Source organism: Thalassovita taeanensis, assembly GCF_900110775.1.
Taxonomy (GTDB): domain Bacteria; phylum Pseudomonadota; class Alphaproteobacteria; order Rhodobacterales; family Rhodobacteraceae; genus Litorimicrobium; species Litorimicrobium taeanense.
In genome coordinates this window covers 13,757-39,633 of record NZ_FOEP01000009.1, presented here as the reverse complement: position 1 = coordinate 39,633, position 25,877 = coordinate 13,757, and the positions used below count along the sequence as shown (strand labels likewise).

The 25,877-nt window shown below is 56.8% G+C and carries 24 protein-coding genes and 1 pseudogene; 15 read left to right on the top strand and 10 right to left on the bottom strand.

Translation table 11 applies throughout. The features are described 5' to 3' along the window. Positions 1-30 precede the first annotated feature (30 nt). A complete protein-coding gene (locus tag BSF79_RS12770; protein WP_090270304.1) occupies positions 31-1,242 on the bottom strand; it encodes an NAD(P)/FAD-dependent oxidoreductase in 1,212 nt (403 codons plus the stop codon). A 308-nt stretch (positions 1,243-1,550) separates the two neighbouring features. Here BSF79_RS12770 and BSF79_RS12765 point away from each other — a divergent pair, with 308 nt between their 5' ends. The 4 genes from BSF79_RS12765 (at position 1,551) to BSF79_RS12750 (ending at position 5,096) form a co-directional block, all read left to right on the top strand. Then, positions 1,551-2,891 carry an aromatic ring-hydroxylating oxygenase subunit alpha gene (locus tag BSF79_RS12765; protein ID WP_217650066.1) on the top strand — a complete coding sequence of 447 codons (1,341 nt, stop codon included), beginning with the start codon at positions 1,551-1,553 and terminating at the stop codon, positions 2,889-2,891. Beyond that, a complete protein-coding gene (locus BSF79_RS12760; protein WP_090270212.1) occupies positions 2,892-3,449 on the top strand; it encodes an aromatic-ring-hydroxylating dioxygenase subunit beta in 558 nt (185 codons plus the stop codon). A gap of 76 nt (positions 3,450-3,525) precedes the next feature. Then, positions 3,526-4,347, top strand: coding sequence for an enoyl-CoA hydratase/isomerase family protein (locus BSF79_RS12755; RefSeq protein WP_090270211.1), 822 nt, complete (start codon positions 3,526-3,528; stop codon positions 4,345-4,347). Positions 4,348-4,388: 41 nt separating this feature from the next. Beyond that, on the top strand, positions 4,389-5,096 hold the full coding sequence (locus BSF79_RS12750) for an SDR family NAD(P)-dependent oxidoreductase (RefSeq protein ID WP_217650065.1): 708 nt from the start codon (positions 4,389-4,391) through the stop codon (positions 5,094-5,096). On the opposite strand, the gene BSF79_RS12745 is transcribed toward BSF79_RS12750, so the two are convergent. The 7 genes and pseudogenes from BSF79_RS12745 to BSF79_RS12715 all read right to left on the bottom strand — a co-directional run bounded on the left by BSF79_RS12745 (position 5,093) and on the right by BSF79_RS12715 (position 12,760). Then, complete coding sequence (locus BSF79_RS12745; protein ID WP_090270209.1) at positions 5,093-6,001, bottom strand: alpha/beta hydrolase; 909 nt, start codon at positions 5,999-6,001, stop codon at positions 5,093-5,095. The two genes, BSF79_RS12750 and BSF79_RS12745, sit on opposite strands and share 4 nt — an antisense overlap. 31 nt (positions 6,002-6,032) lie before the next feature. Then, positions 6,033-6,638 carry a TetR/AcrR family transcriptional regulator gene (locus BSF79_RS12740; protein ID WP_090270208.1) on the bottom strand — a complete coding sequence of 202 codons (606 nt, stop codon included), beginning with the start codon at positions 6,636-6,638 and terminating at the stop codon, positions 6,033-6,035. A gap of 255 nt (positions 6,639-6,893) precedes the next feature. Then, positions 6,894-8,039 (bottom strand): annotated as a pseudogene (locus tag BSF79_RS12735) (IS3 family transposase). A 98-nt stretch (positions 8,040-8,137) separates the two neighbouring features. Beyond that, a complete protein-coding gene (locus tag BSF79_RS12730; RefSeq protein ID WP_217650064.1) occupies positions 8,138-9,400 on the bottom strand; it encodes a CaiB/BaiF CoA transferase family protein in 1,263 nt (420 codons plus the stop codon). Between the two features lie 131 nt (positions 9,401-9,531). Then, a complete protein-coding gene (locus BSF79_RS12725; protein ID WP_090270207.1) occupies positions 9,532-10,650 on the bottom strand; it encodes a C4-dicarboxylate TRAP transporter substrate-binding protein in 1,119 nt (372 codons plus the stop codon). Positions 10,651-10,757: 107 nt separating this feature from the next. Further along, positions 10,758-12,029, bottom strand: coding sequence for a TRAP transporter large permease (locus tag BSF79_RS12720; protein ID WP_342741870.1), 1,272 nt, complete (start codon positions 12,027-12,029; stop codon positions 10,758-10,760). 110 nt (positions 12,030-12,139) lie between these two features. Further along, positions 12,140-12,760, bottom strand: a complete 621-nt coding sequence (locus BSF79_RS12715; RefSeq protein WP_090270205.1) for a TRAP transporter small permease subunit — start codon at positions 12,758-12,760, stop codon at positions 12,140-12,142. 438 nt (positions 12,761-13,198) lie between these two features. On the opposite strand from BSF79_RS12715, the gene BSF79_RS12710 reads away from it, so the two are divergent. From BSF79_RS12710 to BSF79_RS12660, 11 genes are all read left to right on the top strand, one after another. Continuing rightward, the gene (locus BSF79_RS12710; protein WP_090270204.1) at positions 13,199-13,609 is read left to right on the top strand and encodes a hypothetical protein; all 411 of its coding nucleotides are present in this window, start codon (positions 13,199-13,201) and stop codon (positions 13,607-13,609) included. 10 nt (positions 13,610-13,619) lie between these two features. Next, positions 13,620-14,015, top strand: a complete 396-nt coding sequence (locus BSF79_RS12705) for a MaoC family dehydratase (protein ID WP_090270203.1) — start codon at positions 13,620-13,622, stop codon at positions 14,013-14,015. Between the two features lie 53 nt (positions 14,016-14,068). Next, positions 14,069-14,854: an enoyl-CoA hydratase/isomerase family protein gene (locus BSF79_RS12700; protein ID WP_090270202.1), complete on the top strand. Its 786-nt coding sequence runs from the start codon at positions 14,069-14,071 to the stop codon at positions 14,852-14,854. Between the two features lie 80 nt (positions 14,855-14,934). Continuing rightward, positions 14,935-15,702, top strand: coding sequence for an IclR family transcriptional regulator (locus tag BSF79_RS12695; protein WP_090270201.1), 768 nt, complete (start codon positions 14,935-14,937; stop codon positions 15,700-15,702). A gap of 53 nt (positions 15,703-15,755) precedes the next feature. Beyond that, the gene (locus BSF79_RS12690) at positions 15,756-16,661 is read left to right on the top strand and encodes an SDR family NAD(P)-dependent oxidoreductase (RefSeq protein WP_090270200.1); all 906 of its coding nucleotides are present in this window, start codon (positions 15,756-15,758) and stop codon (positions 16,659-16,661) included. A 29-nt stretch (positions 16,662-16,690) separates the two neighbouring features. After that, the gene (locus BSF79_RS12685; RefSeq protein WP_090270199.1) at positions 16,691-17,497 is read left to right on the top strand and encodes a citryl-CoA lyase; all 807 of its coding nucleotides are present in this window, start codon (positions 16,691-16,693) and stop codon (positions 17,495-17,497) included. Next, complete coding sequence (locus BSF79_RS12680; RefSeq protein ID WP_090270198.1) at positions 17,494-18,690, top strand: CaiB/BaiF CoA transferase family protein; 1,197 nt, start codon at positions 17,494-17,496, stop codon at positions 18,688-18,690. Before BSF79_RS12685 ends, BSF79_RS12680 begins: the two co-directional genes overlap by 4 nt. 2 nt (positions 18,691-18,692) lie before the next feature. Further along, the gene (locus tag BSF79_RS12675) at positions 18,693-19,856 is read left to right on the top strand and encodes an acyl-CoA dehydrogenase family protein (protein ID WP_090270197.1); all 1,164 of its coding nucleotides are present in this window, start codon (positions 18,693-18,695) and stop codon (positions 19,854-19,856) included. Between the two features lie 7 nt (positions 19,857-19,863). Next, positions 19,864-20,691 carry an HpcH/HpaI aldolase/citrate lyase family protein gene (locus BSF79_RS12670; RefSeq protein ID WP_090270196.1) on the top strand — a complete coding sequence of 276 codons (828 nt, stop codon included), beginning with the start codon at positions 19,864-19,866 and terminating at the stop codon, positions 20,689-20,691. Beyond that, positions 20,688-21,509, top strand: a complete 822-nt coding sequence (locus BSF79_RS12665) for an HTD2 family dehydratase (protein ID WP_090270195.1) — start codon at positions 20,688-20,690, stop codon at positions 21,507-21,509. The genes BSF79_RS12670 and BSF79_RS12665 overlap by 4 nt, the downstream gene beginning before the upstream one ends. 58 nt (positions 21,510-21,567) lie before the next feature. Then, positions 21,568-23,022 carry a class I adenylate-forming enzyme family protein gene (locus BSF79_RS12660; RefSeq protein ID WP_090270194.1) on the top strand — a complete coding sequence of 485 codons (1,455 nt, stop codon included), beginning with the start codon at positions 21,568-21,570 and terminating at the stop codon, positions 23,020-23,022. A 63-nt stretch (positions 23,023-23,085) separates the two neighbouring features. On the opposite strand, the gene BSF79_RS12655 is transcribed toward BSF79_RS12660, so the two are convergent. Beyond that, the gene (locus tag BSF79_RS12655; RefSeq protein ID WP_090270193.1) at positions 23,086-23,682 is read right to left on the bottom strand and encodes a DUF2478 domain-containing protein; all 597 of its coding nucleotides are present in this window, start codon (positions 23,680-23,682) and stop codon (positions 23,086-23,088) included. Next, a complete protein-coding gene (locus BSF79_RS12650; RefSeq protein WP_090270192.1) occupies positions 23,679-25,847 on the bottom strand; it encodes a hypothetical protein in 2,169 nt (722 codons plus the stop codon). Before BSF79_RS12650 ends, BSF79_RS12655 begins: the two co-directional genes overlap by 4 nt. Positions 25,848-25,877: the final 30 nt, after the last annotated feature.

Sequence of the window (25,877 nt, the reverse complement as noted above, 5' to 3'; positions counted from 1 at the left end):
CAGCTTCAGATGAGTCCACTGCCCCCTCCCTCACTGCACAACGATATCCCTTAGGGGGTAGGTCTGATCTGCGATATCGGCTGGTCGGGGCGATTTTCCCGCATCGATCCAGCGCTTTCCCGTCATATAGGCCTTTGGGTCATTCATCGCTTCAACCGCGATCAAGCGGCCTTGCGTGAAATACCAAACTGATTGGGTGTTTGGTTTTTCTCCGGCCCGCACCACAATGTGGTCATAGCCTGAATTTAGGCCGGAAATTTGCAATTTGACATCATATTGATCGGACCAAAACCACGGCTTGGCCACATAGATGTCTTTTGAGCCCAAAAGTACGTCAGCGATGATGTTGCCTTGGTCAATTGCATTTGGAACGCTTTCCAAACGAATTCGCCCGTCCGCATAAGGGAAAGATGCGCAATCGCCCGCTGCAAAAATATGTTGGTCCGACGTCCGGCATAACCCGTCGACCTTGATCCCATTTTCAATCTCGAGTCCGGCCTCGTCGGCCAAAGATGTCACTGGCAGCACGCCGATTCCTGCGATGACAAAATCGACCTCCAGATGGGTTCCGTCACCAAGATCTGCGCCGTTGACGTGATTGGTACCTGTCAACTTGATCAACTGAGTGTTTTCACGAATGTCGACGCCGTGCGCCTTATGCAGCTGACGGAAAAAATCGGCGGTGGCGTCAGAGGCGACGCGTTGCAAAATACGAGGCGCGGCCTCCACAATGGTGGTTTTAACGCCCCTTGACGCCGCGACTGCAGCCGTCTCAAGCCCGATATACCCACCGCCGATGATCAACAGGCGCGCATCCTTTTTGAAAGCGGCTTCCATCGCGTCGATATCTGACAAGGTCCGCATATAGTGAATTCCACTGAGGTAGCCGCCTTGTGCGGCTTCCAATTTCCGTGGCGTGGACCCGGTGGCCAATACCAATGCATCATATTCCAAGCTCTCGCCGTCAAAATGTACGGTCTTGGACTGGAGGGCGATCCGCGTGACACGTGTCCCTAGCACTATATCTATGTCGTTTTCATCAAAAAAAGCCTGCGGGCGCAGATGTAGACGGCTTCGCTCCATCTCACCGGTGAGGTACTTTTTCGACAGGGGCGGGCGCTGATACGGCAAGTCAGCCTCGTCACCAATCATAGTAAGGTGCCCTTTGTAGCCATTGGCGCGTAGGCGTGTTGCCGTTGAAAAGCCTGCCTGGCCGGCGCCGACTATTACGATTTTTTCAATATTCCTGTGTGGTTGTGCCAACGCGAAGCGCCCTTTCGATTGAGTATTTGTCGGCGTGCTTGGGTCTCAACCTTATTCGCACGCGTTCATGTTCACTTGTGGAAAATTAATAAACCGGCTGATCGTATTAAGTAAAGACGAGAACAAAATTTCGTTGCCTACCCAAAAATAGTGGGTCAGCTTCGTTGTCCGACACGGCTGGGCGTAGGTGTCACTCACAAACGAGAGGCTACCGTTCTTGGAGGGCTGTTGTTTGTTGCGGTTTGACCGTGATGAGGGTTGACCGAAATGGCTCTACATTTTATAAGTTGGACGTCTGGTTTATTATTGAAGTTTTTTGCGGTCACGTAATGGTCTGCAAAGACTCAATTTTTTTAAGGAGAGTCGAAATGGATGGTCCAGTGCTTGCTGACAAATGGGATGCATTGATCGAACCCGGCCGCGTTCACGGGTCGCTGTACTATGACACGGCGATCTTTAAGGAAGAAATCGAGAAGATTTGGTTCACCACGTGGGTCTATATCGGTCACGAAAGCGAAGTTCCCAATAACAATGATTTTGTGACAAAGGCGCTCGGCCCGATGCCGGTTTTGATGACTCGCGACCGCAAAGGCGAGGTGCAGCTTCTGTTGAACCGCTGCCCGCATCGCGGAAATGCCGTGTGCGTGTTGGAAAAGGGAAATAAGGCAAGCTTTACTTGCCCATACCATTCTTGGACCTTCTCAAACGACGGCGCCTTGATCGGATATGCCTTTCCTGACGGATACCAAAAGGCCGAAAAGTCAGAGCTGGGTCTGTCAAAAGTCACCCGCGTTGCAAATTATCGTGGTTTCATTTTCGGATCTATGGCTGCCGAGGGGCCAACACTGGAAGAACATCTTGGCGGGGCGATCACTGCGCTGGATCGGCTGTGCGACAATTCCCCGACCGGAGAGGTCGAAATCACTGCGGGATTCCTCCAGCATCGGACCAAGGCCAACTGGAAATTCATTCTGGAAAATGAATGCGACGGCTATCATCCGGCCTTTGTTCACTCGTCTATCTTTTCTGTCGCAGACAGCGGGATTACGGATCTTTATGGTGCGGATGCTGTTGCGGTTACCCGGAGCTTTGGAAATGGTCACACCGAGGTTGATCCGCGCCCAGAGTTTCGCCGCCGCGACAAGCCGTTAAGCTGGTTTAACACCAAGCCCGAGCGTCTGCCCGACTACGTGCAACAGATGAATGAGGCTTACGGCCCTGAAAGGGCACGTGAGATCATGATTGACGGTACGCCGCATATCATGATTTTCCCAAACCTGTTCATCGCTGAAATCCAGATTTTTGTAATTCAGCCGGTTTCCGCAAATGAATCCATTCAGCATGTTACGGCTCTGCAGTTTAAGGGCGCGCCGGATATGAACCGGCGCCTGCGTCAGCAGACCATGGGGTCTGTCGGCCCTGCGGGGTTCCTGCTGGCAGACGACACCGAGATGTACGAGCGCAATCAGCGCGGTCTGGAAATTCGCGATCCAGAATATCTGTATCTCAAGCGCGGTGAGCATCGTGAGCGGCATGACGAAGACGGATACCTGATCGGTCATGCCACCGACGATTTGCCGTCGCGCGAGATTTGGAAACACTACCGCTCTTTGATGGAAGACAAATAAATGACTACGGAACAAGAAGCCATTGCAGGTCCCGAAATCCTCAAGGCATGGATCGGTGCTGATCGCGTATTTGAAAAAAAATTCGATCCAGAGCTCTATCACGAAGTCAGCCAGTTTATCTTCCGCGAAGCCCGTTTGCAGGACATCCACGACTATGACGCATGGGAGGACCTGTGGACGGACGATGCGTTGTACTGGGTGCCTGCCAATGGCACCGACATCGATCCCGAAACACAAATGTCGATGGTCTATGACAATCGCTCACGCATCGCGCTACGGGTCCGGCAGCTCAAAACAGGACGGCGGCATTCGCAAACGCCACCTTCGCAGTTGGCGCGGATCATTTCGAATTTCGAGTTTCTCAAGTCGGCGACCGACGACATCAAAGTTGTATGCAATGCTCAGATATTCGAGACCAATTTGCGGGGCGATACCATGTGGGCTGCCCGCAACGAGTACACATTGCGCCGGGTCGATGGTGCACTGAAGATGGCGTATAAAAAGGTCGTGTTAGTAAACAATAACAAGGCGATCTACACGCTGTCGTTCCTCGTGTAGGGGCCAAGAAAGACACGGAAGCCCAAGTTCTTTTTGGGCGCATTTTACCCGGAATTTGACGCTAGGAAATGATAATATGACAACCGAAGATGCCCGCGAAATGATTATTGGCGACGGCCCGGTTTTGCTGACCTATGGGGAAGGAATCGCGAATATTCAGTTGAACCGACCAGAGTCGGCCAATGGGTTCAACATAGACCTGATGAAGGCGCTGCAAGAGGCGATTATGACGGTTCACGGCGACAAACGGGTGCGGGCGGTGATCCTGTCAGGGAATGGCAAGATTTTTTGCGCTGGAGGCGATGTCAAAGAGTTTCTGTCCAAAGGTGAAGAGCTTCCAAACTTCTTGCGCATGGCCACAGCCTATCTGCAAATTTGCGTGTCTGGGTTGGTTAACCTCGAAGCACCGGTGATTGCCAAAGTCCAGGGCTTTGCAACCGGCGGGGCAGGGCTGGGGCTGATCGGCATCGCTGATCTTGTGATCTGCGGAGACAGCGCCAAGTTCATGGCTGGCGGCACCCGTGTCGGCATGGCACCTGATGCAGGCGCGACGGCGACTTTGACCAAGATGGTTGGGTTCCGGCGGGCAATGGATCTGGTGCTCACAAACCGTTTTGTCGAGGCTCAAGAGGCGGAGCGTATAGGTCTGGTTACCCGTACCGTTCCAGATGAAGATCTTGATGCCGAGGTTTGGAAAATGGCGCGCATGATCGCAGCGGGCGCGCCTCGGGCTCAAGCCGCCACGAAGCGTTTGATGTGGAACGGCATGGGGCGCGGATTCGAGGCGAGCCTGCCCGATGAGGCCCGTGAAGTTTCGGCACTATCAGGTACCAAAGACTCGCTTGAAGGGTTGCAAGCCGTTATCGAGCGCCGCGCGCCCGTATTTACGGGCGAATAGTCGTGACAATGACTGGGCGTTTGCATGAAAAATCCGCCCTCGTGACTGGCGGCGCAAAAGGGATCGGAGCGGCGATCACTCGGCGGTTTGTGCAAGAAGGGGCTGCCGTCACGTTCTGTGATATTGATGCTCAGGCTGGGGCCGATCTCGCTGCCGAAACGGGTGCAGCATTTTTGCGGCTAGACCTGACCGATTTTGAAGCTGTAGCGCAGGAGGTCAGCGCGGCGGGCCCGTTTGATGTTCTGGTGAACAACGCGGGAGTCGATCAGCACGCATTTTTCACCAAAACGACACCGGCGGATTGGCGGCGCCTGATTGCCATAAACTTGGAATCGGTTTTTGCCGTCACTCTGGCCGTTTTGCCCCCCATGCAGGCCGCAGGGTATGGGCGGATCGTCAACATTGGCTCCGAAGCTGGGCGGATGGGATCCAAGGGTGGGGCGGTCTATTCGGCGGCCAAGGGCGGTTTGATTGCTTTCACCAAATCCCTGGCACTGGAAAATGCGAGATTTGCGATAACGGCAAATGTGGTTACCCCAGGGCCTATTCGCACGCCATTGCTTGAGGCAGCAGTCGCGGCAGGTGGCGACAAATTGTTGAAGGGAATGGAGGGTGCGACGTTGCTGAACCGTTTGGGGGAAACAGGCGAAGTCGCCGCAGCTGTTGCATTTCTGGCCTCTTCCGAAGCCGGATATATCACAGGCGAAACACTTGGCGTCTCAGGCGGAATGGCGCTCGGGTCGTCCTAGACCCGGCCGTTGACGCCCCTAGCGAACTGTTGGTTTAGATAGCTCCCAATCTGCTCAACAGACTGGCGCGCCTCTGGAAGTTCAGGGAACACCTGAAAATGGTGGATCATCTCTGGCCAGATCACCAATTCCACCTCGATACCGGCCTTCTTGGCCAAAGGCAAAAATGCGCGGGAGTCGTCCAATATGGTCTCGTGGTCCCCAACGTGGATCAGCATCGGCGGTAGCCCCGTCAAATCCCCGTGAATGGGCGAGGCAAGCGGATCCAAAGGGTTTCCTCCGCGCCCCAAATAGGTTCGTGCCATCAAGAGCAGTTTGTCGCGCTGCGTAAGCGGGTCAACTGCTGCGCGTGAAACAAATGTTTCGCCCTTGGCTTCCATATCCAACCAGGGCGAAAGAAGAACAGCGCAGGCCGGCATCGGCAACCCTTCGGTACGAGATTGCAGCAAAGTGGCGACAGCCAATCCCGCACCAGCAGAATCTCCGGCAAATGCAATCCGGTTCGGCTCGATCCCTTGATCCAGCAACCATCGGTAAACCAAGACGCTATCTTCAACCGCAGATGGAAACTTGTGTTCCGGAGCAAGCCGATAATTAAAGCCCAATACCCGCGCCTGCGACGTCAGTGAAAGGCGCGACATCAAATCCAGATGCGAGGAAATCGACCCGAGTTGATATCCGCCACCATGGAAATACAGAACAACATTGTCGCTGTCCTGCGCCGGAAATAGCCAAGCTGCGTCAATACCAGCTGCGTTGACAGGGTGAGCGGTTGCCACGACATCGGATTGCAGCAGCGTATCAAAGTCGGCACGCATTTGCGCCAACGTCGTTGTCGCCCCCCAACTGTCAAAGGTCTTTGCCAGCCGCTGAAGGACATTGCTCATTAATTTCGCGTCGGTCATGGATAACACTTTTCAAGTTGAGATCGCGCGTTCAGCTTTCGCGAACCTTGGCAAGAAGTCCGCCCAAATAGACGTCAACTGACATTTCTGCATATTCGTCAGGCGTAACTGCGCCTTGGGGGTCATACCAAACATAGGTATAATTGATCATGCCTAGGAACATCATCGTAAGAACCTTCATCTTGTCGCGCGAAATTTGATCGGCATGGCTGACGTCTGCAATCAGATCTTGCACTTTGATCACGATCTCACGTTGCAATGCACGCAATGACGTTTGTTGCTCTGGATCTAACTGATTGATTTCGTTCAAGAGAACGATCTGCTCGTATTTGCCATCTGCGTTTAGCGCCACCATCGCCCGAACCACAGCCCTTAGCCGTTCTTCTGGTTCTGCAGCTTGGTCCGCTGCACGGTTTAAAGTCTCGTACATCGTCGCCACATGCTCTTGGATGATACTGAAAAGTATATCCTCCTTTGAGCTGTAATAGTGGTAAAGCGCACCGCGTGAGGTCTCACAAGCTGTTGCCAGATCCACAATCGTGGTGGTTGCATATCCTTTTTCTGCGAAGAGCTTTGCAGCGGATTTCAAAATCCCTTCACGTATCTCGGGATAGTGTTTGGATTGAGTTCTGGCCAAGGCGACGTTTCCATTTCAGTAGCATTTCCAACAAGTTCGGCACACTACCCGACATCGAACCATTTTGCCATAAGTCGCAATGAATTAATATGCGTGATGACCGTATTTATTTAACCTGAGAAGGTCAATTGTAGCTGTAGGAGGTTCAGGTTCGGGCCGAATCTTTCTTGCTGCGCAGCCTGAACATGATCGGACTTCCAGTGGCCTTGGCCGCACTGAGCTACTCCCCAATGTTTGGACAGGTTTTGGCGTAATTTAAGCTACTCTTTGCTCCTGCTGACCGGTTTGGGTTTCGTTTTTTCTCAGCCAATAGACCACGGCTGGTGGCCCGCCGCCAAGGGCGGAATGGGGGCGCTTGCGGTTGTAAAACTCGATCCATTTCCCGACACTCGCCTTAGCTTCCGATCCTGTCTCCCAGGCATGCAGGTAGACGCATTCGTATTTCAGCGAGCGCTCGAGCCGCTCGACAAAGATGTTATCGAGGAACCGGCCTTTCCCATCCATTGAGAGGCGCACGCCAGATCGCCGCAGCCGGTCGGTCCGGGCGAAGGAGGTGAACTGGCTGCCTTGGTCGGTATTCATGATGTCAGGCGGGCCGAACTTGTGGATCGCTTCGTTCAGGGCGTCGACGCAGAAGTCGGCCTCCAGCGTATTCGAGATACGCCAAGCCAGAACCTTGCGCGTGTGCCAGTCCATGATCGCGACCAGATACAGAAAGCCCCTGCGCATTGGCAGATAGGTGATGTCCGCCGCCCAGACCTGATTGGGCCGAGTCACCCGCAGACCACGCAGGATAGGTCTTGCGCCCCTTCGCCGCCTTGCTGGTGTTGGGCTTCTGATAGATCGGCATCAAGCTCATGAGGCGTATCAGTTGTCTGATCCGCTTCTCGTTCACCGGGTGCCCTTCGTTGCGCAGATGTCAGGTCATCTGCCGGACACCGAAGAACGATGTCTCAAGGAATTGTTCATCAATTTGGCGCATGAGCGCGAGGTTCAGCGCCGTCTCGCCCTTGGGCTGGTAGTAGAACGAGGATCGCGAGATCGACAGCAGTTGGCACTGCCTGCCGATGGGCAGATCCGGATTGGCTGGTTCGATCATCTCCCGCCTCACTTTCCGTTCCACGGCTTGGGCTTTCTGGACAAAAAATCGTTGGCAACAGCCAACTCCCCGATCTTGGCGTGCAGCTCCTTGACCTGCTCCTCGTCAATCTCGGGGGGGGGCTTGCCACCACGCTCGAACACGCCGGATGCACCTTCCAGAAGCGCTTTCTTCCATGTGTGGATCATCGTCGGGTGAACCCCGAAACGGCTCGCCAGCTCGGCCACCGTCTGTTCACCCTTCAGCGCTTCCAGCGTCACTTTTGCCTTGAACTCAGGCGCATGCTGCTTCCGTTTCGACATCTCTGATCTCCTTCTCGTCGAAGATCAGCAGAAAACAAATCGTAGCTTACATCAGTGTCCGATTTTCGGGGGGAGCTCAGTAGCACCTGTATCGATTATCACTTGTCAGCCCCTATGACGCCCCTTTTGCACAGGGCGGCGATCTCATCCGCGGGTAACTTCAGCACCTGGGACAAAACTTCGACAGAGTGTTCGCCCAGCTGTGGCGGCGCGCGCCGGATGGTTGCGGGCGAAGCTGACAAAATCGCGGGGAAACGTACCAATGGCAATTCAGTCCCGGCGGTACTCGGCGTCGGTTCAAGCATCTTGCGGGCGACAACCTGTTGGTCGGCAAAAACCTGATCGACGGTGTTTATCGGGCCCCCTGGGACATCATTTTGCGACATGGCGGCAATGATCGAGTCTTTTGTCCATTTGGCGAATTCCTGCGTCAGCTCGGCTTCCAGCTCATCCCGGTGCTCTTTGCGGCCGGGGCTGGACTGATACCGTGGGTCGGCGCCGATGTCAGGTCGCCCCAGAATATCGCAGAGCGCGATAAACTGTTTCGTATTTCCGACAGCCACCACAATATGGCCGTCGGAAACCGGAAATGTGCGGTATGGGACGATGCTGGGATGCGCGTTGCCCATCGGCTGTGGCACCGGGCCACCCATGAGCCACGTCGCCGATTGATTGGCCAACATGGCAACCGCGCTGTCCAAAAGGGCGCAATCAATGTGCTGGCCCTCGCCGGTCTGGTCCTTGTGGCGCAGGGCGGCTTGGATTGCGATGGCCGCATACATCCCGGTGAAAAGATCCACGGCGGGCAAGCCAACTTTGGTCGGCTCAGCCCCTGGCGTATCTGCGGCTGGGCCGGTCACGCTCATGATGCCGCCCATTGCCTGAATCAGAAAGTCATAGCCGCCACGCGGCGCATAGGGCCCCGTCTGACCAAAACCGGTAACAGAACAATATATGATATTGGGAGCCGCCTTTTTGATCGACACATAGTCCAGCCCGTACTTCGCCAACCCTCCGACCTTGAAGTTCTCGATCAGAACATCGCTTTGAGCGGCCAGCTTGCGGACAATCTCGGCGCCTTCGGGTTTCGCCAAATCAATCGCTATTGATCGCTTGTTTCTGTTGCATGCCAAAAAATATGGAGCAAATGTTGCCTCATCTCCGTCTTGCAAAAACGGTGGCCCCCACGCTCTGGTGTCGTCGCCTGTGGTGGTTTGTTCCACCTTGATGACATCAGCCCCCAGGTCCCCAAGGATTTGAGCGGCCCAAGGAGCGGCCAATACACGGCTTAGGTCGAGCACACGAATACCGGACAGAGGGCCAGAGTTGGCGGTGGCGACGGATGAACTTTGGGATGGCAAGTTTAACTTCTCGATATTGAATTTACGCGCGCTGCAAATTCAGACGCACTAGACGCACGACAAATTTCACCACGCGTATGTGCTGAGGACGTCATGGCGCACCCATGCTGAGAGCGCGCCATGATGTGATGTTAGTTCAGGCCGAAACCTGCGGGCAGCTTGTCATACACTTCGCTTTGAAGCCGGGCGATCATCGCATCACGATCGCCACCAGTTTCGGCAACAATACCGCTCCATTTGGCCATCAGCTCGTTAAGCTTGGCAACTTTGGCTTCTGCATCAGCGATACCGTATTTTGTTTTGGCGGTATCGATAATCGCTGTAACGTCACCGGCGACAAATTGCGCTTTGGTATCGACCATCTCGGCGGACGCGTCGATCATTTCTACGCCGTGCTCGTCCATCAACGCGATCACTTCCTCTTCGGAGTTGAGGTAGTATTCCGTGACATCAACGCTCATCTTCGCAGCCTCGCCAAGAATAAGCGCGCGCTCCTCGTCAGACAGATCGGCCCAGAAATCGCGGTTCATCGTCATCAGAGACAACGAGTGGTATGTGCCCAAATTCAGGTTGTTCACGTATTTTGCTGTGTCCCACAACGCATATGAGCGAAGCGCGCCCGGCGATTGAATTGCGATATCCAGCGCGCCTTTGTCGAGGCCCTCGAACATTTCTGACGACGGAACATTTACCTGGATCCCACCAACAGACTCTGCCCAACGAGACCACAAGCTCCCCGGAACGCGCATTTTCTTGCCCTTCAGGTCAGCGGTCGAACGAATAGGCTCTTTCGAAATGATCGAGTAAGGCGAGGAGGAATAGGTCCCCATATATACGACGTTTGCGGCCTTGTATTCAGCCAGACATTCCGGGCAATGCAGTAGGTTATATTCTGCCGCCGCGGCCATTGCTGTAAGGCTGTTGGGGGTCGAAAGGCCCATATCCGCGACCAGTTGCGCGTTGGGGAATTCGGCCGGGAAGTAGGTCATGGCAAGCATGCCCATATCCGCGACGCCATCGCCGATCCCGGGCAAAGCCGGCTTTGCGCCAAGAAGCGCACCGCCCTCAAAAGCGCTCACTTTAAAGCCTGAAGCCTCGAGCTTTTCGATAAACGGATGATAGCCCGCAGCGCTGACGGGGTGCTTGGGACTGATCCAGTTACTGATCGTAATCTTGGTATCGGCACTTGCTTGGGTCGCGATACCAAGTGCGACTGCCACGGCCGCCGCTGCTGTGAATTTTGTCTTCATATTCTCTCTCCCTTTTTTGGTTTACCAAGCGAATTTCTGCTCGGGTCGTTTATGCGTTTGGTTGCCTAAATGGCCAAAATTCATGGTTCGAGTTGGGAACGATGCCGTCACCCTCCGACGAACGCAGGGAGCCACAGGATGATCTCGGGGAATGCGATCAGTAGTGTGATCACGATGAAATCCATGACGACGAACCAGAAAACGCCCTGAAAAATTTTGTGAATCGGAACGGCGTCTCCGACGATCCCCTTCACGACGAACACGTTCAAACCGACTGGCGGTGTGATAAAACCGATCTCGAGAAACTTTGCCATCAGAACGCCGAACCAGATAAAGTTGATATCCCGCGCCTCGAGCACCGGCAGCAAGATCGGGATCGTCAACAGCATGATGCCAATCGGGTCCAGCAGCATTCCCAGCAGCACCAGAATCGCCGAGATAATCAGGATCACCTGAAGCTGCGAGTATTCGGGTGAGGCGATGAGCTCGGCCACGATCGTCGTCGTGCCCGACAGCGCGAAAAAGCGGGTCAACAACTGCGCGCCAATGGCAATCAGGAAGATCGAGGCAGTTGTGCGCAACGTTTCTGACACGGCCAGTTTGAAAATATTCCAGTGCATTGCGCGCTTTATCAACGCGATCACAAGAGACAGGGCCGCGCCAACTGCGCCCGCTTCGGTTGGCGTGAACAGCCCGCTGAAAAGCCCGCCAAAAACGCCAACAATTAACGCGACCACTGGCCACGTGTCCTTTATCGCGTAAATCCGTTCAAGGAACGTGACGTTCTCAACCACACGCGGGGCCAGGCTGGGGTTCAGCCATGCACGAGTAATGACCATCACCGAGTAGAAGACGGCAGTCATTATGCCAGGAATAAGAGCGCCCATGAACAGCTTGGAGATCGATTCCTCGACGAAGATCCCATAGATGATTAACAGAATTGATGGCGGAATCATCGACCCGATCGTGCCTGCGGCAGCGATTGTGCCGGTTGCCAACCCTTTATCATAGTTGGCCTTTAGCATTTCAGGAACCGCGATACGCCCCATGGCGGCGGTGCAGGCGAGGCTCGACCCAGTCACGGCAGCGAAGAGTGCCGAACCATAGATGCTTGCGACGGATAACCCCCCTGGCAACCATGACAACCACAACCGCGCCATACGAAATAGGCCCGAAGTCAGCCCTGCGTGGAAGCAGAAATAGCCCATCAATAGAAACATCGGAATTGAACTGAGCGTCCAATGCGCAGTGAAATCATACGGGATTTGGGCCAAAATCCCCAACGTCGCGCGTTCGCCCAGAATGGCGTAGATTCCGATAACCGCCACACTGCAAAGCGCAACGCCAATGGGAATTCTTAGAAAGATAAGGGCAAGCAACGCAGCAATGCCGATAAATCCGATGGTCTCGTTCGCTAGTTCCAAGAGTCACACTTTCTCATGGTCAGTTGGGAGGCAGCCCAAAATGCCGCCGATCCAATTTGTGTTGTTTAAATTGCGGTGCCTGCCAGCGGATCATCGTCTCTTGGGCGTGCATTCGGGCCATCGGCGTCATCCAGGTCAGGACGGATAAGATGCAAGGCGGTACGCAGGAGTTTCAGGATCAAAAGCGCGCAAACCAATGCGCAGCCAATTGGGACAAGGAACCGGCTTTGCCAGATGGGAACCGAATACGATCCCATAATGAATTCCCCGACGTGGTATTTCTTGACCGCGACATTCCAAGTGCTCGTGGTAAGAAACCAGAACAGGAACGTCGCAAACAGATAGGCGACCAGATCCAAGCTGCGCTTCATGACACGTGGCAGATGAGTATAGATCAGATCGACCTTGATGTTGCCATCAATCAACTCGACTGCGGCAAGCGGCAGAAACACCACGGCCACCATGTAGTAGTTCGAGACCAACTCCAACGTCATCGGCACGGGTTGGTTGAGCAGGAATTTTCCCACAACATCGACTGTGACTTGGGTCATCATCAAGACAAGGGCAACCCCGGCAAAGAGCATCAGAAACTTACTTATCAAACTGATGGCGTGCAGCGCCAAGCGGTCAAACGCCTCGAACTTCTTAACAATCGTGCTGCCGTCTAAGGTCTCGTTCGTGGTCAATTTTCTATCCCGAATGTGCCGAACAACTGTACAGCATCTTGTTTGTCGCCCTGACCCCACTAGACCGATCTCATCGTCTCTAGAGCATCTAGGCTTATTTTCGTCACCGCATATAAAACTAACTTATCATACTGTAGCAATCTTTTTCCTACCGTTGACCCGGCTTTGCTGCGAAAATCGTCTGTCGATCGCGGCTCTGATTTCTCTGGACAGATTGAGTTGGGCACCGCCTCTGTAGCGCGAATGGCTCGGGGCCATTTTTACCGCTAGGTGCGGTCGCGTGGGGTGGGGTGGGAATCCGAGATGCTTCACAGAGTGAACGGCTTCACCCAAACCTCCAGCGACAGAAAACCTCTTTGCATGGCGTCAGAACGCATGATAACTCTCTCCATAGAGAGATGTATTCTTTAACGAGAATACTCGATGGGGAGAGAAAGAATGACAGCATCGGACCCGAATGCCGTTTGGACGTTCAACGATTTTGAAATCGGCACCTCGCTTGGCACGATTGAAATAGAACTAAGCCAGCACCGGGGCGCGCTGTGGCAGGATGTCTATGGCCCCCGCGAGGCGAACCCCGAAGAAGCGCCCCTGGGGCTTTTGGTGGCCATAATGATGGATGGATATGTGAAGGCAATCCAACCCCGCCCACCCGGCAATATTCATGCGATGCAGTCGCTGAACTTTTCGGGATTCATGCCACAATATGGTGACATGCTGTCTCTTGATTTCAGTATCGGAAGTAAGGAGCTGAAGCGCGAACGACGCTGGGTGGATTTCGATGTGACCGTTCGGGCAGGTGACCGCGTGGCGATGACCGGCAAGATCCGCTCGATCTGGGCCGCATGAGGAGGATACGATGAGCAATACAAGTTATCCAACCGAACTTCCGTCGATGACGCTGCGCACAAGCGCCGCGACGACACAGAGCTATGCCGAGCTGACCGGCGACTTCAACCCGCTGCACCTTGATCCCGCGTTCGCCGCCAAAACACCGTTTGGGCAGCCGATCGCACATGGCACGATGTCGCTCAACCTGCTGATCGAGTCTGTCGCGCGGATCAGCACCCCTGCGCTGACCGTTCAGGATGTTGCAATTAAATTCGTGGCACCAACCCCGGTCGGAGAAGCTTTACGCACTAAGGCCACGCTGACAGATGCTGCGACCGGGCAATATGAGGTCAGCGTCACGCGCAGTGACGGCGTGAACGTGCTGGAAGGGACAATGCGCCTGTCCCGCAAAGAAGCACCGTAGAACATCGTTGCCAGAGCAGGCACAATGGAATCCCAGCATAAAAGGATGACACCGTGAAACCGACCCAAGATACCAGCGCGCCGGACTACGTCAGAACCGAACGCCATGGAGCAACGCTCGTCATCACGCTTTCGGACCCGGCGCGGCGCAACCCGATCAACGCCAAAGTCGCCTCCGGGCTTCAGGATGCCTTTGCGCAGCAAGAATGCGACGAGACCATTCGCGCTGTCGTTCTGACTGGTGATGGTGGGAATTTCAGCTCTGGCGGCGACATCTCGGCGATGGAGGCCACACGCGGCACAAAGCGGCTTCAGTTTACCAATTCCAAGAAAACCACGGGCCAGATCATCGGCGCCTCGGTGCCGGTCATTGCTGCCGTCGAAGGCTGGGCCGCCGGCGCGGGATTTTCCATTGCCATGCTGGCAGACACGGTGATTGCGTCGCGCAAAGCCCGTTTTGTGGCAAGCTTTCCGAAAGTCGGCCTTGTTCCGGATTATGGGCTGCTGGAAACCCTGCCGCAACGCGTCGGCCTGGGGCGCGCGAAGCAGATCCTGCTCTATGCTGACCCGATCGACGCCGAAACCGGATACGCCATTGGAATGGTAGACGAACTTACCGACCCCGGCGCCGCGCTTGAGGCCGCCCTGGCCAAAGCTGACCGCCTGTCGTCAATCGCGCCGCGCGCGATCCGCGGCATCAAGGAATATTACGCTTGCAACATCAATCGCGTTCTCGACTTTGAGCGCATGATGCAGCCCGAGTTGCTTCTGAGCGACGATGCAGCCGAAGGGCGTGCGGCGTTTCGTGAAAAACGACCTCCGTCGTTCACTGACCGCTAAGGGACAAAACCCTGTTGCACCCCTCAGTACAATTCCCTATTCAGAAGACAATTCTACAGTGAGAAATTAAAGCCGTGCAGATGGAAACACAAAAGTTCGTCGGAGCCGTCGAGAATGCAGTAAAGATTCTGCGCTATCTGGCCGGTCGGGGTGTGCCTGATGGTGCTGCCTCGGTCGCCCGCGAAACCGACCTGAACCCGTCGACGACCTTCAACATCCTAAAGACGCTGACCAAGGAAGGGCTGGTTGCCTTCCATCCACAGGACAAGACCTACTCCATCGGGATGGGCGTTCTGGAACTGTCCGTCCCGCTGTTGGGCCGAAGCCCGAACGACCTGATCCGCCCTTTGCTGGCCGAATTGGCGGAAGCGCATCATGCTCTCATCGCGTTCTGGCGTATAAATCCCAACGGGCGCATCGTGCTAAGCGAACGGTTCGCGCCTGAAAACCTCGTGCATGCCGATATGAAGCTCGGCGCACGATTGCCTGCGTTGGCCGGCGCGATCGGGCGGTGTGTGGCGGCACAATCCACCAAGTCCAAATTGGAAATCCGCAAAGCTTTTGATGATCTTCGCTGGCAGAACCCACCCAGCTTTGACGAATACTGGGCTGACGTAGAGACCGCCAAAATTGACGGGTTCGCCTTTGATTTCGGAAACCTTTTTGTCGGGCTGAATATTTCTGCCGCCATCGCATGCGATGCCGAGGGGCAACCGCGATTTGGCCTCAGCGCGATCAGCATCTCGGGTCAAGCCGACGAGGCGGCAATGAAAGCCGCAGCCATCGCGCTGCGTGACACAGCCGGTCGGTTGGAAAAAGACATTCTGGGCAGACTTCCCCGCCCATAAAGCCCAAACGGCCCAGTGCGTGCCGGATAAAAACGAAGAATTAGGAGAAAAGCATGTTGGACGGCAAAGTTATTCTGGTGACAGGCGCAGGCGGTGGCATTGGGCGAGATATCGCGCTGGCGGCAGCGGCAGAAGGCGCTGCTGTTGTGGTGAATGACATCGGTGCAAGCCTGAGTGGCGACACCCTGACAGGCGGCGCAGCACAGGCGGTAGTCGATGAAATCACCGCCATGGGCGGCAAAGCATTGGCCAATACTGACAGCGTAAGCGACCCAGAAGCCGCCCGCAACATGATCGCCGAAACGATGTCTGAATATGGACGACTGGATTCGGTGGTCAACAACGCTGGCATCACCCGCGACGGCTTTTTCCACAAGATGGATGAAAAAGATTTCGACGCTGTGCTGAAGGTCCATCTCTATGGCAGCTTCAACGTCAGCCGCGCCGCTGCAGAGGTCTATAAGGCTCAGCAGTCTGGCTCGTTCATCCATATGACCTCAACCTCCGGGCTGATCGGCAACTTGGCGCAGGCAAACTACTCTGCCGCCAAAATGGGGATTGCGGCGCTTTCCAAATCCATCGCCTTGGATATGCAGCGTTGGGGCGTGCGCTCCAATTGCGTGGCACCTTTCGCCTGGAGCCGGATGACTTCTGCCATCAAGGTCGACAGCGCCGAGCAAGAGGCCCGCGTGGCAAAGCTCAAGGAAATGAAAGCCGCGAAGATTGCGCCGCTGGTGATCTATCTGTCCGGCGACCGCTCCAGTGATGTCACCGGTCAGATTTTCTCGGTCCGCAACAATGAGATATTCCTGATCAGCCAGCCGCGTCCCGTCCGCTCGGTCCACCGCTCTGACGGCTGGTCGGCCGACAGCATCGCCGACCATGCGATTCCCGCCTTGCGTGCCAGCTTTCACGATCTTGACGTGTCGGCGGACGTCTTCTCTTGGGATCCCATCTGACCCGGGTCAACCGAAAGCGAGTATCGCAGATGCCAAAGCGCACAGACAGACTAACTTCGGATATCGGCTGGAGTACACCCGACCAGATCAATGTCCGGGGGATGGATCTGCCAAGCGAGATTCTGGGGCATATGAACCTCGGCGATATGGCCTTCTTGTTGCTGGCCCATCGCCAACCCAGCGCCGAAGAATCCACCGTTTTCAACGCCATCTTGGTTGCGCTGGTCGAGCATGGCATCACCCCCTCAGCGATGGCCGCCCGCATCACCTATATGGGAGCGCCAGAATCGCTTCAGGCGGCGGTCGCGGCTGGGCTGTGCGGTTTGGGATCGGTCTTTGTCGGCTCGATGGAGGGCGCGGCAAAGATGCTCTATGATGTACTTCCGCCCGACCAACTGGGCACCGGCGCCGACCTTGAGGTGATCGCTAAGCAGACGGTTGCCGACTTTCGCGCGCGCGCAGCGATTGTGCCGGGGCTGGGGCATCCACTGCACAAACCCGTCGATCCACGCACGCCGCGCCTGTTCGAGATTGCCGCGCAGAACGGAAAATCGGGTGAATATATCGCGCTTATCGAGCTGATCCAGAAAGAGGCAGAAGCCGCCTCGGGCAAGGCACTGCCAATCAATGCCACCGGCGCCATCGGCGCGATATGTTGCGAGTTTGGATTTCCTTGGGAAATCGTCCGTGGCTTTGGGGTCATGGCCCGGTCCATCGGGCTGGTCGGACATATACTTGAGGAATCCACCAACCCCATCGCATTCGAGCTCTGGCAACGCACCGAAGAAGAGATCCTGGAAGCCAGCGGTCCATCTGCACACGGCGCCGCAAAATGACACAAGCCCCGCCAATCGGGCCGCGCCCGCTGGACGACATCCTTGTTGTCAGTATCGAACAGGCCATCGCCGCCCCCTATTGTGCGCGGATGCTGGCCGATCAGGGCGCGCGGGTGATCAAGGTTGAACGCCCCGACGGCGGCGATTTTGCTCGACACTACGATACCCGCGTGAATGGGCTTTCCAGTCATTTTGTGTGGTGCAACCGGTCCAAGGAAAGTCTGGCGCTGGACCTGAAAAACCCCGAAGCGGTTGCTGTCGTGAAGAAGCTGATCGCGCGGGCCGATGTGTTTATCCAGAACCTCGCGCCGGGTGCCGCCAATCGTCTGGGGCTGGACGAAGCGGAATTGCGTGCGAATAACCCGCGCCTTGTAACCTGCTCGATTTCGGGCTTCGGCGAAGACGGACCTTATGGGGACCGAAAGGCCTATGACCTGCTCATTCAGGCCGAAGCAGGGTTTCTGTCGGTAACGGGCACGCCCGACACGCTCACGAAATCTGGAATTTCGGTCGCGGATATTGCCGCCGGGGTCACGGCCTATCATTCTATTCTTGCGGCGCTGCTGAACCGCGCCAGGACCGGCGTCGGCGATCACATCGAGGTCTCTATGCTTGAGGCGATGGCCGAATGGATGGGGTACCCGATGTATTTCGGTTACGATGGCGCTCCACCGCCGCCCCGCGCGGGTGCCGGACATGCCTCGATCTTTCCCTACGGCCCCTTTCCCACACAGGATGGCACAGTTCTATTCGGCATCCAGAACGACCGTGAGTGGGCGTCTTTCTGCCATGAGGTTCTGGAGAACCCAGAGATGGCGGATGACCCCCGATTTCGGGGCAATGAAGGTCGGGCAACGCATCGCGAGGCGATCACCGCTGCGATCAATGCCGCGTTAACCCAGATGACATCGAAAAGCGCGATGGAGCGGCTGAACCGCGCCGCCATCGCCACCGCCGAGGTGCGTACGATCAAAGAATTATGGGCCCACCCACAGCTGAGCGCGCGCGACAGGTGGCAAAACGTTGAAACCAGCGCAGGCGAAGTGCCTGCCCTGACCCCGATCACTGGAAAGGGCTGGTCTCCTGTCATGGAGGCAGTTCCCGGTCTGGGTGATCAAACCGAAGACATTTTCACAGAACTTGGGCTGAGCGCAGAGACCCGCGCCCGACTGGCCCCTTCAAAGGAGACATAGCCTTGCAAACATCCGCCCCCACCGATCACGATGACCTGCGCGATGCGATGCGCGCGCTTTGCGCCGAATTTCCCGCCGAGTACCACCGCAAGCACGGCGCCGAAGAAACCTATCCCGAGGAATTCGTCAATGCGCTGACCAAGGCCGGCTGGATGGCCGCAATGATCCCCGAGGAATATGGCGGGTCGGGGTTGGGGCTTACCGAAGCCTCGGTCATCATGGAAGAAGTCAACCGTGGCGGCGGCAACGCGGGTCACTGCCACGGCCAGATGTACAATATGGGCACGCTGCTGCACCATGGATCGGAAGAACAGAAAAAGCTGTATCTGCCAAAAATTGCCAGCGGCGAACTGCGCCTGCAATCCATGGCCGTGACCGAGCCGACAACAGGCACCGACACGACCAAGCTGAAAACCACGGCTGTGCGCAAGGGCGACAAATATGTGATAAACGGTCAGAAGGTCTGGATCAGCCGTATCCAGCATTCCGACCTGATGATCCTTCTGGCACGCACCACCCCGCTGGCCGACGTGAAGCGCAAATCCGATGGGCTTTCGGTCTTCATCGTCGATCTGAAGCAAGCAATGGGCAACGGCATGACAATCCAGCCGATTTCCAATCTTGTCGGCCATGAAACCAACGAGGTGTTCTTCGACAACCTTGAAATCCCGGCCGAAAACATGATCGGCGAAGAGGGTAAGGGCTTTCGCTGCATCCTGTCGGGGCTGAACGCCGAACGCACGCTGATCGCCGCCGAATGTATTGGCGACGGTTACTGGTTTTTGGAAAAAGCCACGGCCTATGCCGGTGAGCGCATCGTTTTTGATCGGCCCATCGGCCAGAACCAAGGCGTGCAGTTCCCGCTCGCGCGGGCTTATGTGAATGTCGAGGCGGCAAATCTCATGCGCTTCGAGGCATGCCGCCGCTTTGATGCGGGCGTTGACTGTGGAGCGCAGGCAAACATGGCCAAACTGCTGGCGGCGGATGCGTCATGGGAGGCGGCCAATACATGCTTGCAGACCCATGGCGGTTTCGGCTTTGCGCAGGAATATGACATCGAACGCAAGTTCCGCGAGACCCGGTTGTATCAGGTCGCGCCGATCTCGACCAACCTGATCCTGTCCTATGTGGCCGAGCATATCCTCGGCCTGCCCAGATCGTTCTGAGCAAGCAATGACAACGCCCTCTCGCCCCCCGCTCCCGGCATTTTCGTTTCCTCTGTTCGTACCGGGGAACAGACCCGAACGCATCGCCAAGGCGCGCGCCACTGGAACCGACACGATCATTGTCGATCTGGAGGATGCTGTTGCCGAGGCTGGCAAGGTGGCGGCGCGAGGGCAGGTCAGGGCCGCTCTGTCGGAGGCCCATCCGGTGGCAACGTTCCTGCGGATCAACGCCGCCGATACCGTCTGGCATCAAGATGATCTGGCATTGATCTCGGATCTGGCGATTGCCGGCGTGGTCTTGCCAAAGGCAGAAACCGCCGCTGGGCTGGCGCGGGTCCGCGCTGCCCTGCCGTCTGACCAATACCTGATTGCCTTGGTCGAAACCGCAAGAGGGCTGGATAACGTGCGCGACATTGCGCGAAATTCCGACCGAATTGCCTTCGGGTCCATCGATTATTGCGCCGATCTTGGGTGTGAACACAGCCGCGAGGCACTGCTTTTCGCCCGGTCTCAGGTTGTGCTGGCCGCGCGTCTGGCGGATCAGCCAAGCCCGTTGGATGGAGTTACAACCTCTATCAATGATGCGGCGGAAATTCAGGGCGATGCCGCCTATGGCTCTTCGCTGGGTTTCGCTGGGAAATTGCTGATCCACCCGGCCCAGATCACCCCGGCGAAACAAGGCTTCGCACCCAAGCCCGAGGCGCTGGACTGGGCCACGCGTGTGCTGGACAGCAGTCAAGACGGCGCCGCCCGCGTGCTGGATGGCACCATGGTTGACGCCCCCGTCATCATGCGCGCCAGAAACATCATCGCCCGGATGGAGGCCTTGAAATGACACCGCTTGATATCGACCACCTACGCGGCTGGATCGGCAAGACCGAAGCGCATAGCGATGTCATCACCGCCTCGTTGATCGGCCGGTTTCGCGCCACCTTTGGCGACCACCTTTACCCAACTGGCGACACCGCGCCACTTGGGCTGCATTGGTGTCTTGCCCCGATGACCGCACCACCCACTCAAATCGGTGCCGATGGCCACCCCAAGCGCGGTGGCTTCCTGCCGCCGGTGCCCCTGCCGTCGCGGATGTGGGCCGGTGGCGAGGTGCAGTTTCATGCACCACTACGCGATCAAGACCACGTTACACGCCATTCGCGCATCACCGATGTATCCTTGAAAACCGGTAAAAGCGGCGCTTTGGTTTTCGTCACGGTCGAACACGACTGCATGGTTGCCGACACTCTGACGACCCGCGAAATCCAAAACATCGTCTATAAGGACAAAAGCAACGCCCCGCCGCCTGCCGCTGAAACCCACCCAGCACAGCCCGGCGCGATCATCGCTGATCCCGTCATGTTGTTTCGTTACTCCGCGCTTACGTTCAACGGTCATCGCATTCACTATGATCGCGACTATGCGATCCGCGAAGAGGGATATTCCGGGCTTGTCGTTCACGGGCCTCTGCAAGCCACGTTGCTTATGAACGAGGCTGCCAAACTGAAGGGCGGCGCGCCTGCGACATTCAGCTATCGCGGTCTGGCCCCACTGATCGACAGTACACCATTTTACCTAGGCAACGCGATGACAGACGGGCAAAGCCAAGTGTGGTGCGCCAATCACAGCGGTCGCAAATCCATGCAGGCAACCTACAGCTGAGCCACATCACAAACATGCCGCCGTTGCGGCCGAATTTTAAGCCGATAGGACAGACAGAATGGAAATTGGGGCCCTGATCCGACGTGCCGGTGTGAACTTTGGCGACGCACCTTGCATCACCGAGGATGATCGAACGCTGAGCTTCAGGGAGTTCGACCAAGCGACGGATCGCGTCGGAAATGCACTTAGTGCCATTGGGTTGCGCCCGGGGGACCGCGTCGGTGTTCTGTTGCCCAACACGATTGACTGCCTGGTCGCCTATTACGCGCTGGCAAAGGCGGGTCTTGTCCGGGTTCAGTTGAACGCGCGCGAAGCGGTCACGGATCACGAACACAAACTAAGCGAAGGCGGCGCGCGCGCCATCATCCAATCCGGGTTTCCCGATCTGACCGCCGACTTCCAGATCAACCTCGAGCAGCTTCGTGACATGATTTCGACGGGCGATCCATCCCCTTGCCAGATCGAACGCCCGCTCGATGCCCCGCTTCGATTTGCGTTCACCGGCGGCACGACCGGCAAAGCCAAAGCCGTGAACCTGACCACCCGCTGCGAGCTGATGGAGATCAGCGCGTTGCTGACGGACCTTATCCCCGATCTGCGTCAGGGCGATACTTTCCTGCATGCGGCACCGATCTCGCACGCGTCGGGAGCGTTCTTTCTGCCCTGTATTTGCCGCGGCGCGCATTCATTGGTTATGCAGAAATTCAACACATCTGATTTTCTGGATTTGGCCGAGCGTTCCGGCGCCAGCATGACATTTCTGGTTCCGACCATGCTTGCCATGATCATGGAAGATCCCAAAGTTGACAGCTGCAAAGACCAATTTCGCAGAATCGTCTATGGTGCTTCTTCGATCTCCTCCGGGTTGGTGGAGCGGTTGGAGCAGCGGTTTGGCCGCGTTCTGGCGCAGACCTACGGCCAGGCGGAAAACCCGATGGCCATCACCCAACTTGCCCCGGAACACCATGATCGCGTCGGCTCTTGCGGGCGGCCCTATACGATGGTTGACGTCGCGATTTTCGATGAAAATGATCAGCCGTTGCCGCCAAATGAACGCGGCGAGATCGTATGCCGAGGCGTTCAGTTGATGGCTGGGTATTGGAATCGACCCGAAAAAACTGCCGAGGCCATTCGCGATGGCTGGCTGCGGACCGGCGACATTGGCTATATGGACGAAGACGGGTTCTACTATATCGTGGACCGCAAGAATGATATGTTCATCTCGGGCGGTTTCAACATCTATCCCTCCGAGGTTGAGGACGTTCTTTTGCGGTTTCCCGGCGTGGTCGAAGCCGCCGTTGTCGGGCTACCAGACGAGCGGTGGGGCGAGCGGGTTGTCGCCGTGGTGGCCGGGCGCCCCGATCTTGAGGTCGAAGCGATTTTGCTGCACGCACAGACCCACCTGAGCGGATACAAACGCCCGCGCGCGTTGGAGATATGGCCCGAACTTCCCAAAAGCGGTGCAAACAAAATCATGCGGCGCCGGGTCAAAGAAACGCTGATGGAGCGCTGAAGCGCGGCTACACAAGAATTGCACGCCATTCACCTCATGATGACTACGTGCCACCAGTTGGTCTTACATCGGCAGGTCCTGCGCCATACCGCCATGAAAGGCCGCCCAAGCCTCGGCATAGTCTGGTCGGTATCCCACCACGACCCTCGCGCCACTGGACAAGGCGTCGGAAATGACGCCGCGCATACCGGCGCCTTCGGCCTCGGCGCGGCCGAACCTGTTGACGACAACAATATCCGTTCCCTGCGCGATCCGGGCCTGAAGCGCCGCCGCCGCTGCGGTCAGGGCCGCCCAATCAAGGTGGCACCCCCGCGCCCGCGGACCGCGGTTTTCGGAAATCCGGCTTCGGCTGTCATCGCTGAGGTCGACAAGGTTCATTTCCCGGCAATTGCAGTCGCCCTGCGTTGCGCCCCGCAATTGAATATGGCCTTCGATCCGCACGCCCGCATCGCGCAGGGCACGCGCCAACGACCATAGCCCCTGATCAATATCGTGCGTCTTTGGCATCGGAAACCCGACGAGCATAAGCTCCCGTTTCTCCGACAGAAATGTGACCCATTTCGCGGTCAAGTCACGAAACTGACCGTAAGTGGCGGTATCCGAGACTGTGGCGGCATATGGGCCTGTCACAATCTGACTCTGGTACAGTGAGGTTTTCATATCATCTCCGAACCGGCCGTTTCGGGTTGCACCAAGCTTTGCAAAAGCACGTGTGTTTTCCGAATCTCCAATGTCGGGTCCGAAATACGGTGCAGCGCCATATCAAGAACGTCCGGTGAGAAGTTGATCGCCAGACTCAGCGTATCGATCCGTTCCGCATGCAGAAGCTGATCAACGATTTGCGATGCCACGGTCGGACCGGGGGTCTTGAGCAGTCGCGCCAATGCTGCTTTGCGCACAACCAGCGCTGGATCAGCAAGAAACCCTGCGAGCCTTTTCTCATCGGGCACAGACCGTACGACCACAGCACGCACCAACGGGTCTTCGTCGCTCAACAGAGCCTCGAGCGCTTCAGTCGATCCCGTATCATAGGTCGCAATTTTTGCCGCCAGCGAGCGGACAGCGGCCTGCCGGTCCATCATCCCGGTATAGGCCCGACCAAGCGCCGCATCGTATAGCCCGATATTGGCGACGCGGCTCGCAAGTGCGCGGTAGCCTTCCAGCCGCTGCGCATCATCTGCGGATTCTGTGGCGCTTAGAACCGCCGCGTCGATGCGGGCACCGGCAACATCCGCCGCGATCCTAAGGGCAGTGCGCGCAAGATCATCCGCCACCATGTCTGGCCCCTCAACCGCGCGCCGTTTACGACGTTTCGGGGCGGTTTCTTCAGGTGTCTCTTCTGCCGCGTCTGCAGCATCGTCTTTGGGCGATTGCTGGATCCTATTGAATTGGATGACTTCAAGCGTTGACGGAAAATCAGATCTGGCAGGCAGATCCGCAGCATCAACAACATCTCCTTCGGGCGTTATCCGTAAGCGTGGCGAGCCCGCATCATCATCCTTGGCAGCCGAGACATCAGTGCCGATTGGATCGTCTTTGCGAGTGATCACAGCTTTTTCCGGGGCAAGAAGTACACCATCAATTGCAAGCGCGAGCGCGTGCTCCGCAGTCGCGTCGCCGTTCCGGGCAAACGTCGCAAGGTGCGTCAGGGCGACTGCGCGCACCTGCTGCGCCTCATTCCCGAGGAATGAGATCATGCGTTCGGTTGCGACCGTATCGCCAAGACCCGCCAGCGCATCCACTGCTGCAATCCGCGCCTCGAGCGGGCGGTCTGTGTTGCGAACCAGTTCAATCAGAGGCTCGGTCGATTGACCTGCCCCCAACCGCAACCAGAGCTTGGCCGTTGCGGTTGCCAATGCTGCATCCGCAACGGACAACCACGCGGACATATTTGCGACCAACGCGGCCCGAACATCTTCGGCCAGCGGCAGCTTGAGCAATGCAAGCGCCTCGGCCTGAACCGCTTCATCACGATCCGCAAGGCTGGCTGATGCAAGCTCGGGCCGTTCCTCGCCGAACTGCACAAGTGCGGCGCGGCGCACGCTGGCATCCGGATCATTCAGCGCCAAATACGTCGCTCTATCATCGCTGGCGTCAAGCAAAGGCAGGACCAACAGGCGCACGTCCGGCATGTCATCACCCAGCAGAAAATCAAGATGATCCCGCAATGCGTTGGCATCGGCCTGACCCAAAATTTCGAGCGCGCGTTTTCGCGCCAGCCCACCTTCGGTCTTGGCAACTGACAAAAGCCAGACAACGCCTTCGCCACCCATGTCAGCCAACGCGCGGAACGCCGGGATATCAAGGTTCTGGCCAAATTCGTCGTCGCGCGCACTCAGAATATCTTGAATGGCGTCCTCGGCCTTGAGAGCGCCAAGTGCCGCGATTGCGGCTTTTTGCACATCAAGCCAGTCATCCCAGACGCCGATGTCGTCTTCCCACGCGACGTTTTCTTCGTCCCGCGATTCGGTCAGGGCGCGAAGCAGCGGCACAGAGCCGTGATCACCCAAAGCGGCAAGAAGCGGGATCGCCGCCAGTTTTATCTCGCGCACCGGATCGCCGATCAGGGATGCCCGAATGGTCTCTGCGTCTTCGATGCGGGCAAACCGGGCCAGCGCCTCCATTGCGTCACTACGCACATCCGCGTCCTGATCCAGCAATGAATCCAAAAGGGCCACGCGGGCGCGTTCATCATTCGGGGCGCGGGCCGCCAAGGCGCGCACGGCCCCCGTACGCAAAACATCATTGTCCGAGGCCAGATGCGCCAGAAAGGCAGGCACCGGGTCAGGCCGCTCAGCAGAGTTAGTGGAAAGCCGGGTCAGCATGGTGCCGAACCTCCTTGCGCAATCGGTTGT

Excerpts from the sequence above, each read along its gene's own strand:
- BSF79_RS12680 (WP_090270198.1), top strand. The coding sequence starts at position 17,494 with ATGACACAAGCCCCGCCAATCGGGCCGCGCCCGCTGGACGACATCCTT.
- BSF79_RS12705 (WP_090270203.1), top strand. The coding sequence starts at position 13,620 with ATGAGCAATACAAGTTATCCAACCGAACTTCCGTCGATGACGCTGCGC.
- BSF79_RS12755 (WP_090270211.1), top strand. The coding sequence starts at position 3,526 with ATGACAACCGAAGATGCCCGCGAAATGATTATTGGCGACGGCCCGGTT.
- BSF79_RS12745 (WP_090270209.1), bottom strand. The coding sequence starts at position 6,001 with ATGACCGACGCGAAATTAATGAGCAATGTCCTTCAGCGGCTGGCAAAG.
- BSF79_RS12725 (WP_090270207.1), bottom strand. The coding sequence starts at position 10,650 with ATGAAGACAAAATTCACAGCAGCGGCGGCCGTGGCAGTCGCACTTGGT.
- BSF79_RS12655 (WP_090270193.1), bottom strand. The coding sequence starts at position 23,682 with ATGAAAACCTCACTGTACCAGAGTCAGATTGTGACAGGCCCATATGCC.
- BSF79_RS12695 (WP_090270201.1), top strand. The coding sequence starts at position 14,935 with ATGGAAACACAAAAGTTCGTCGGAGCCGTCGAGAATGCAGTAAAGATT.
- BSF79_RS12650 (WP_090270192.1), bottom strand. The coding sequence starts at position 25,847 with ATGCTGACCCGGCTTTCCACTAACTCTGCTGAGCGGCCTGACCCGGTG.
- BSF79_RS12660 (WP_090270194.1), top strand. The coding sequence starts at position 21,568 with ATGGAAATTGGGGCCCTGATCCGACGTGCCGGTGTGAACTTTGGCGAC.
- BSF79_RS12670 (WP_090270196.1), top strand. The coding sequence starts at position 19,864 with ATGACAACGCCCTCTCGCCCCCCGCTCCCGGCATTTTCGTTTCCTCTG.
- BSF79_RS12685 (WP_090270199.1), top strand. The coding sequence starts at position 16,691 with ATGCCAAAGCGCACAGACAGACTAACTTCGGATATCGGCTGGAGTACA.
- BSF79_RS12760 (WP_090270212.1), top strand. The coding sequence starts at position 2,892 with ATGACTACGGAACAAGAAGCCATTGCAGGTCCCGAAATCCTCAAGGCA.
- BSF79_RS12690 (WP_090270200.1), top strand. The coding sequence starts at position 15,756 with ATGTTGGACGGCAAAGTTATTCTGGTGACAGGCGCAGGCGGTGGCATT.
- BSF79_RS12665 (WP_090270195.1), top strand. The coding sequence starts at position 20,688 with ATGACACCGCTTGATATCGACCACCTACGCGGCTGGATCGGCAAGACC.
- BSF79_RS12710 (WP_090270204.1), top strand. The coding sequence starts at position 13,199 with ATGACAGCATCGGACCCGAATGCCGTTTGGACGTTCAACGATTTTGAA.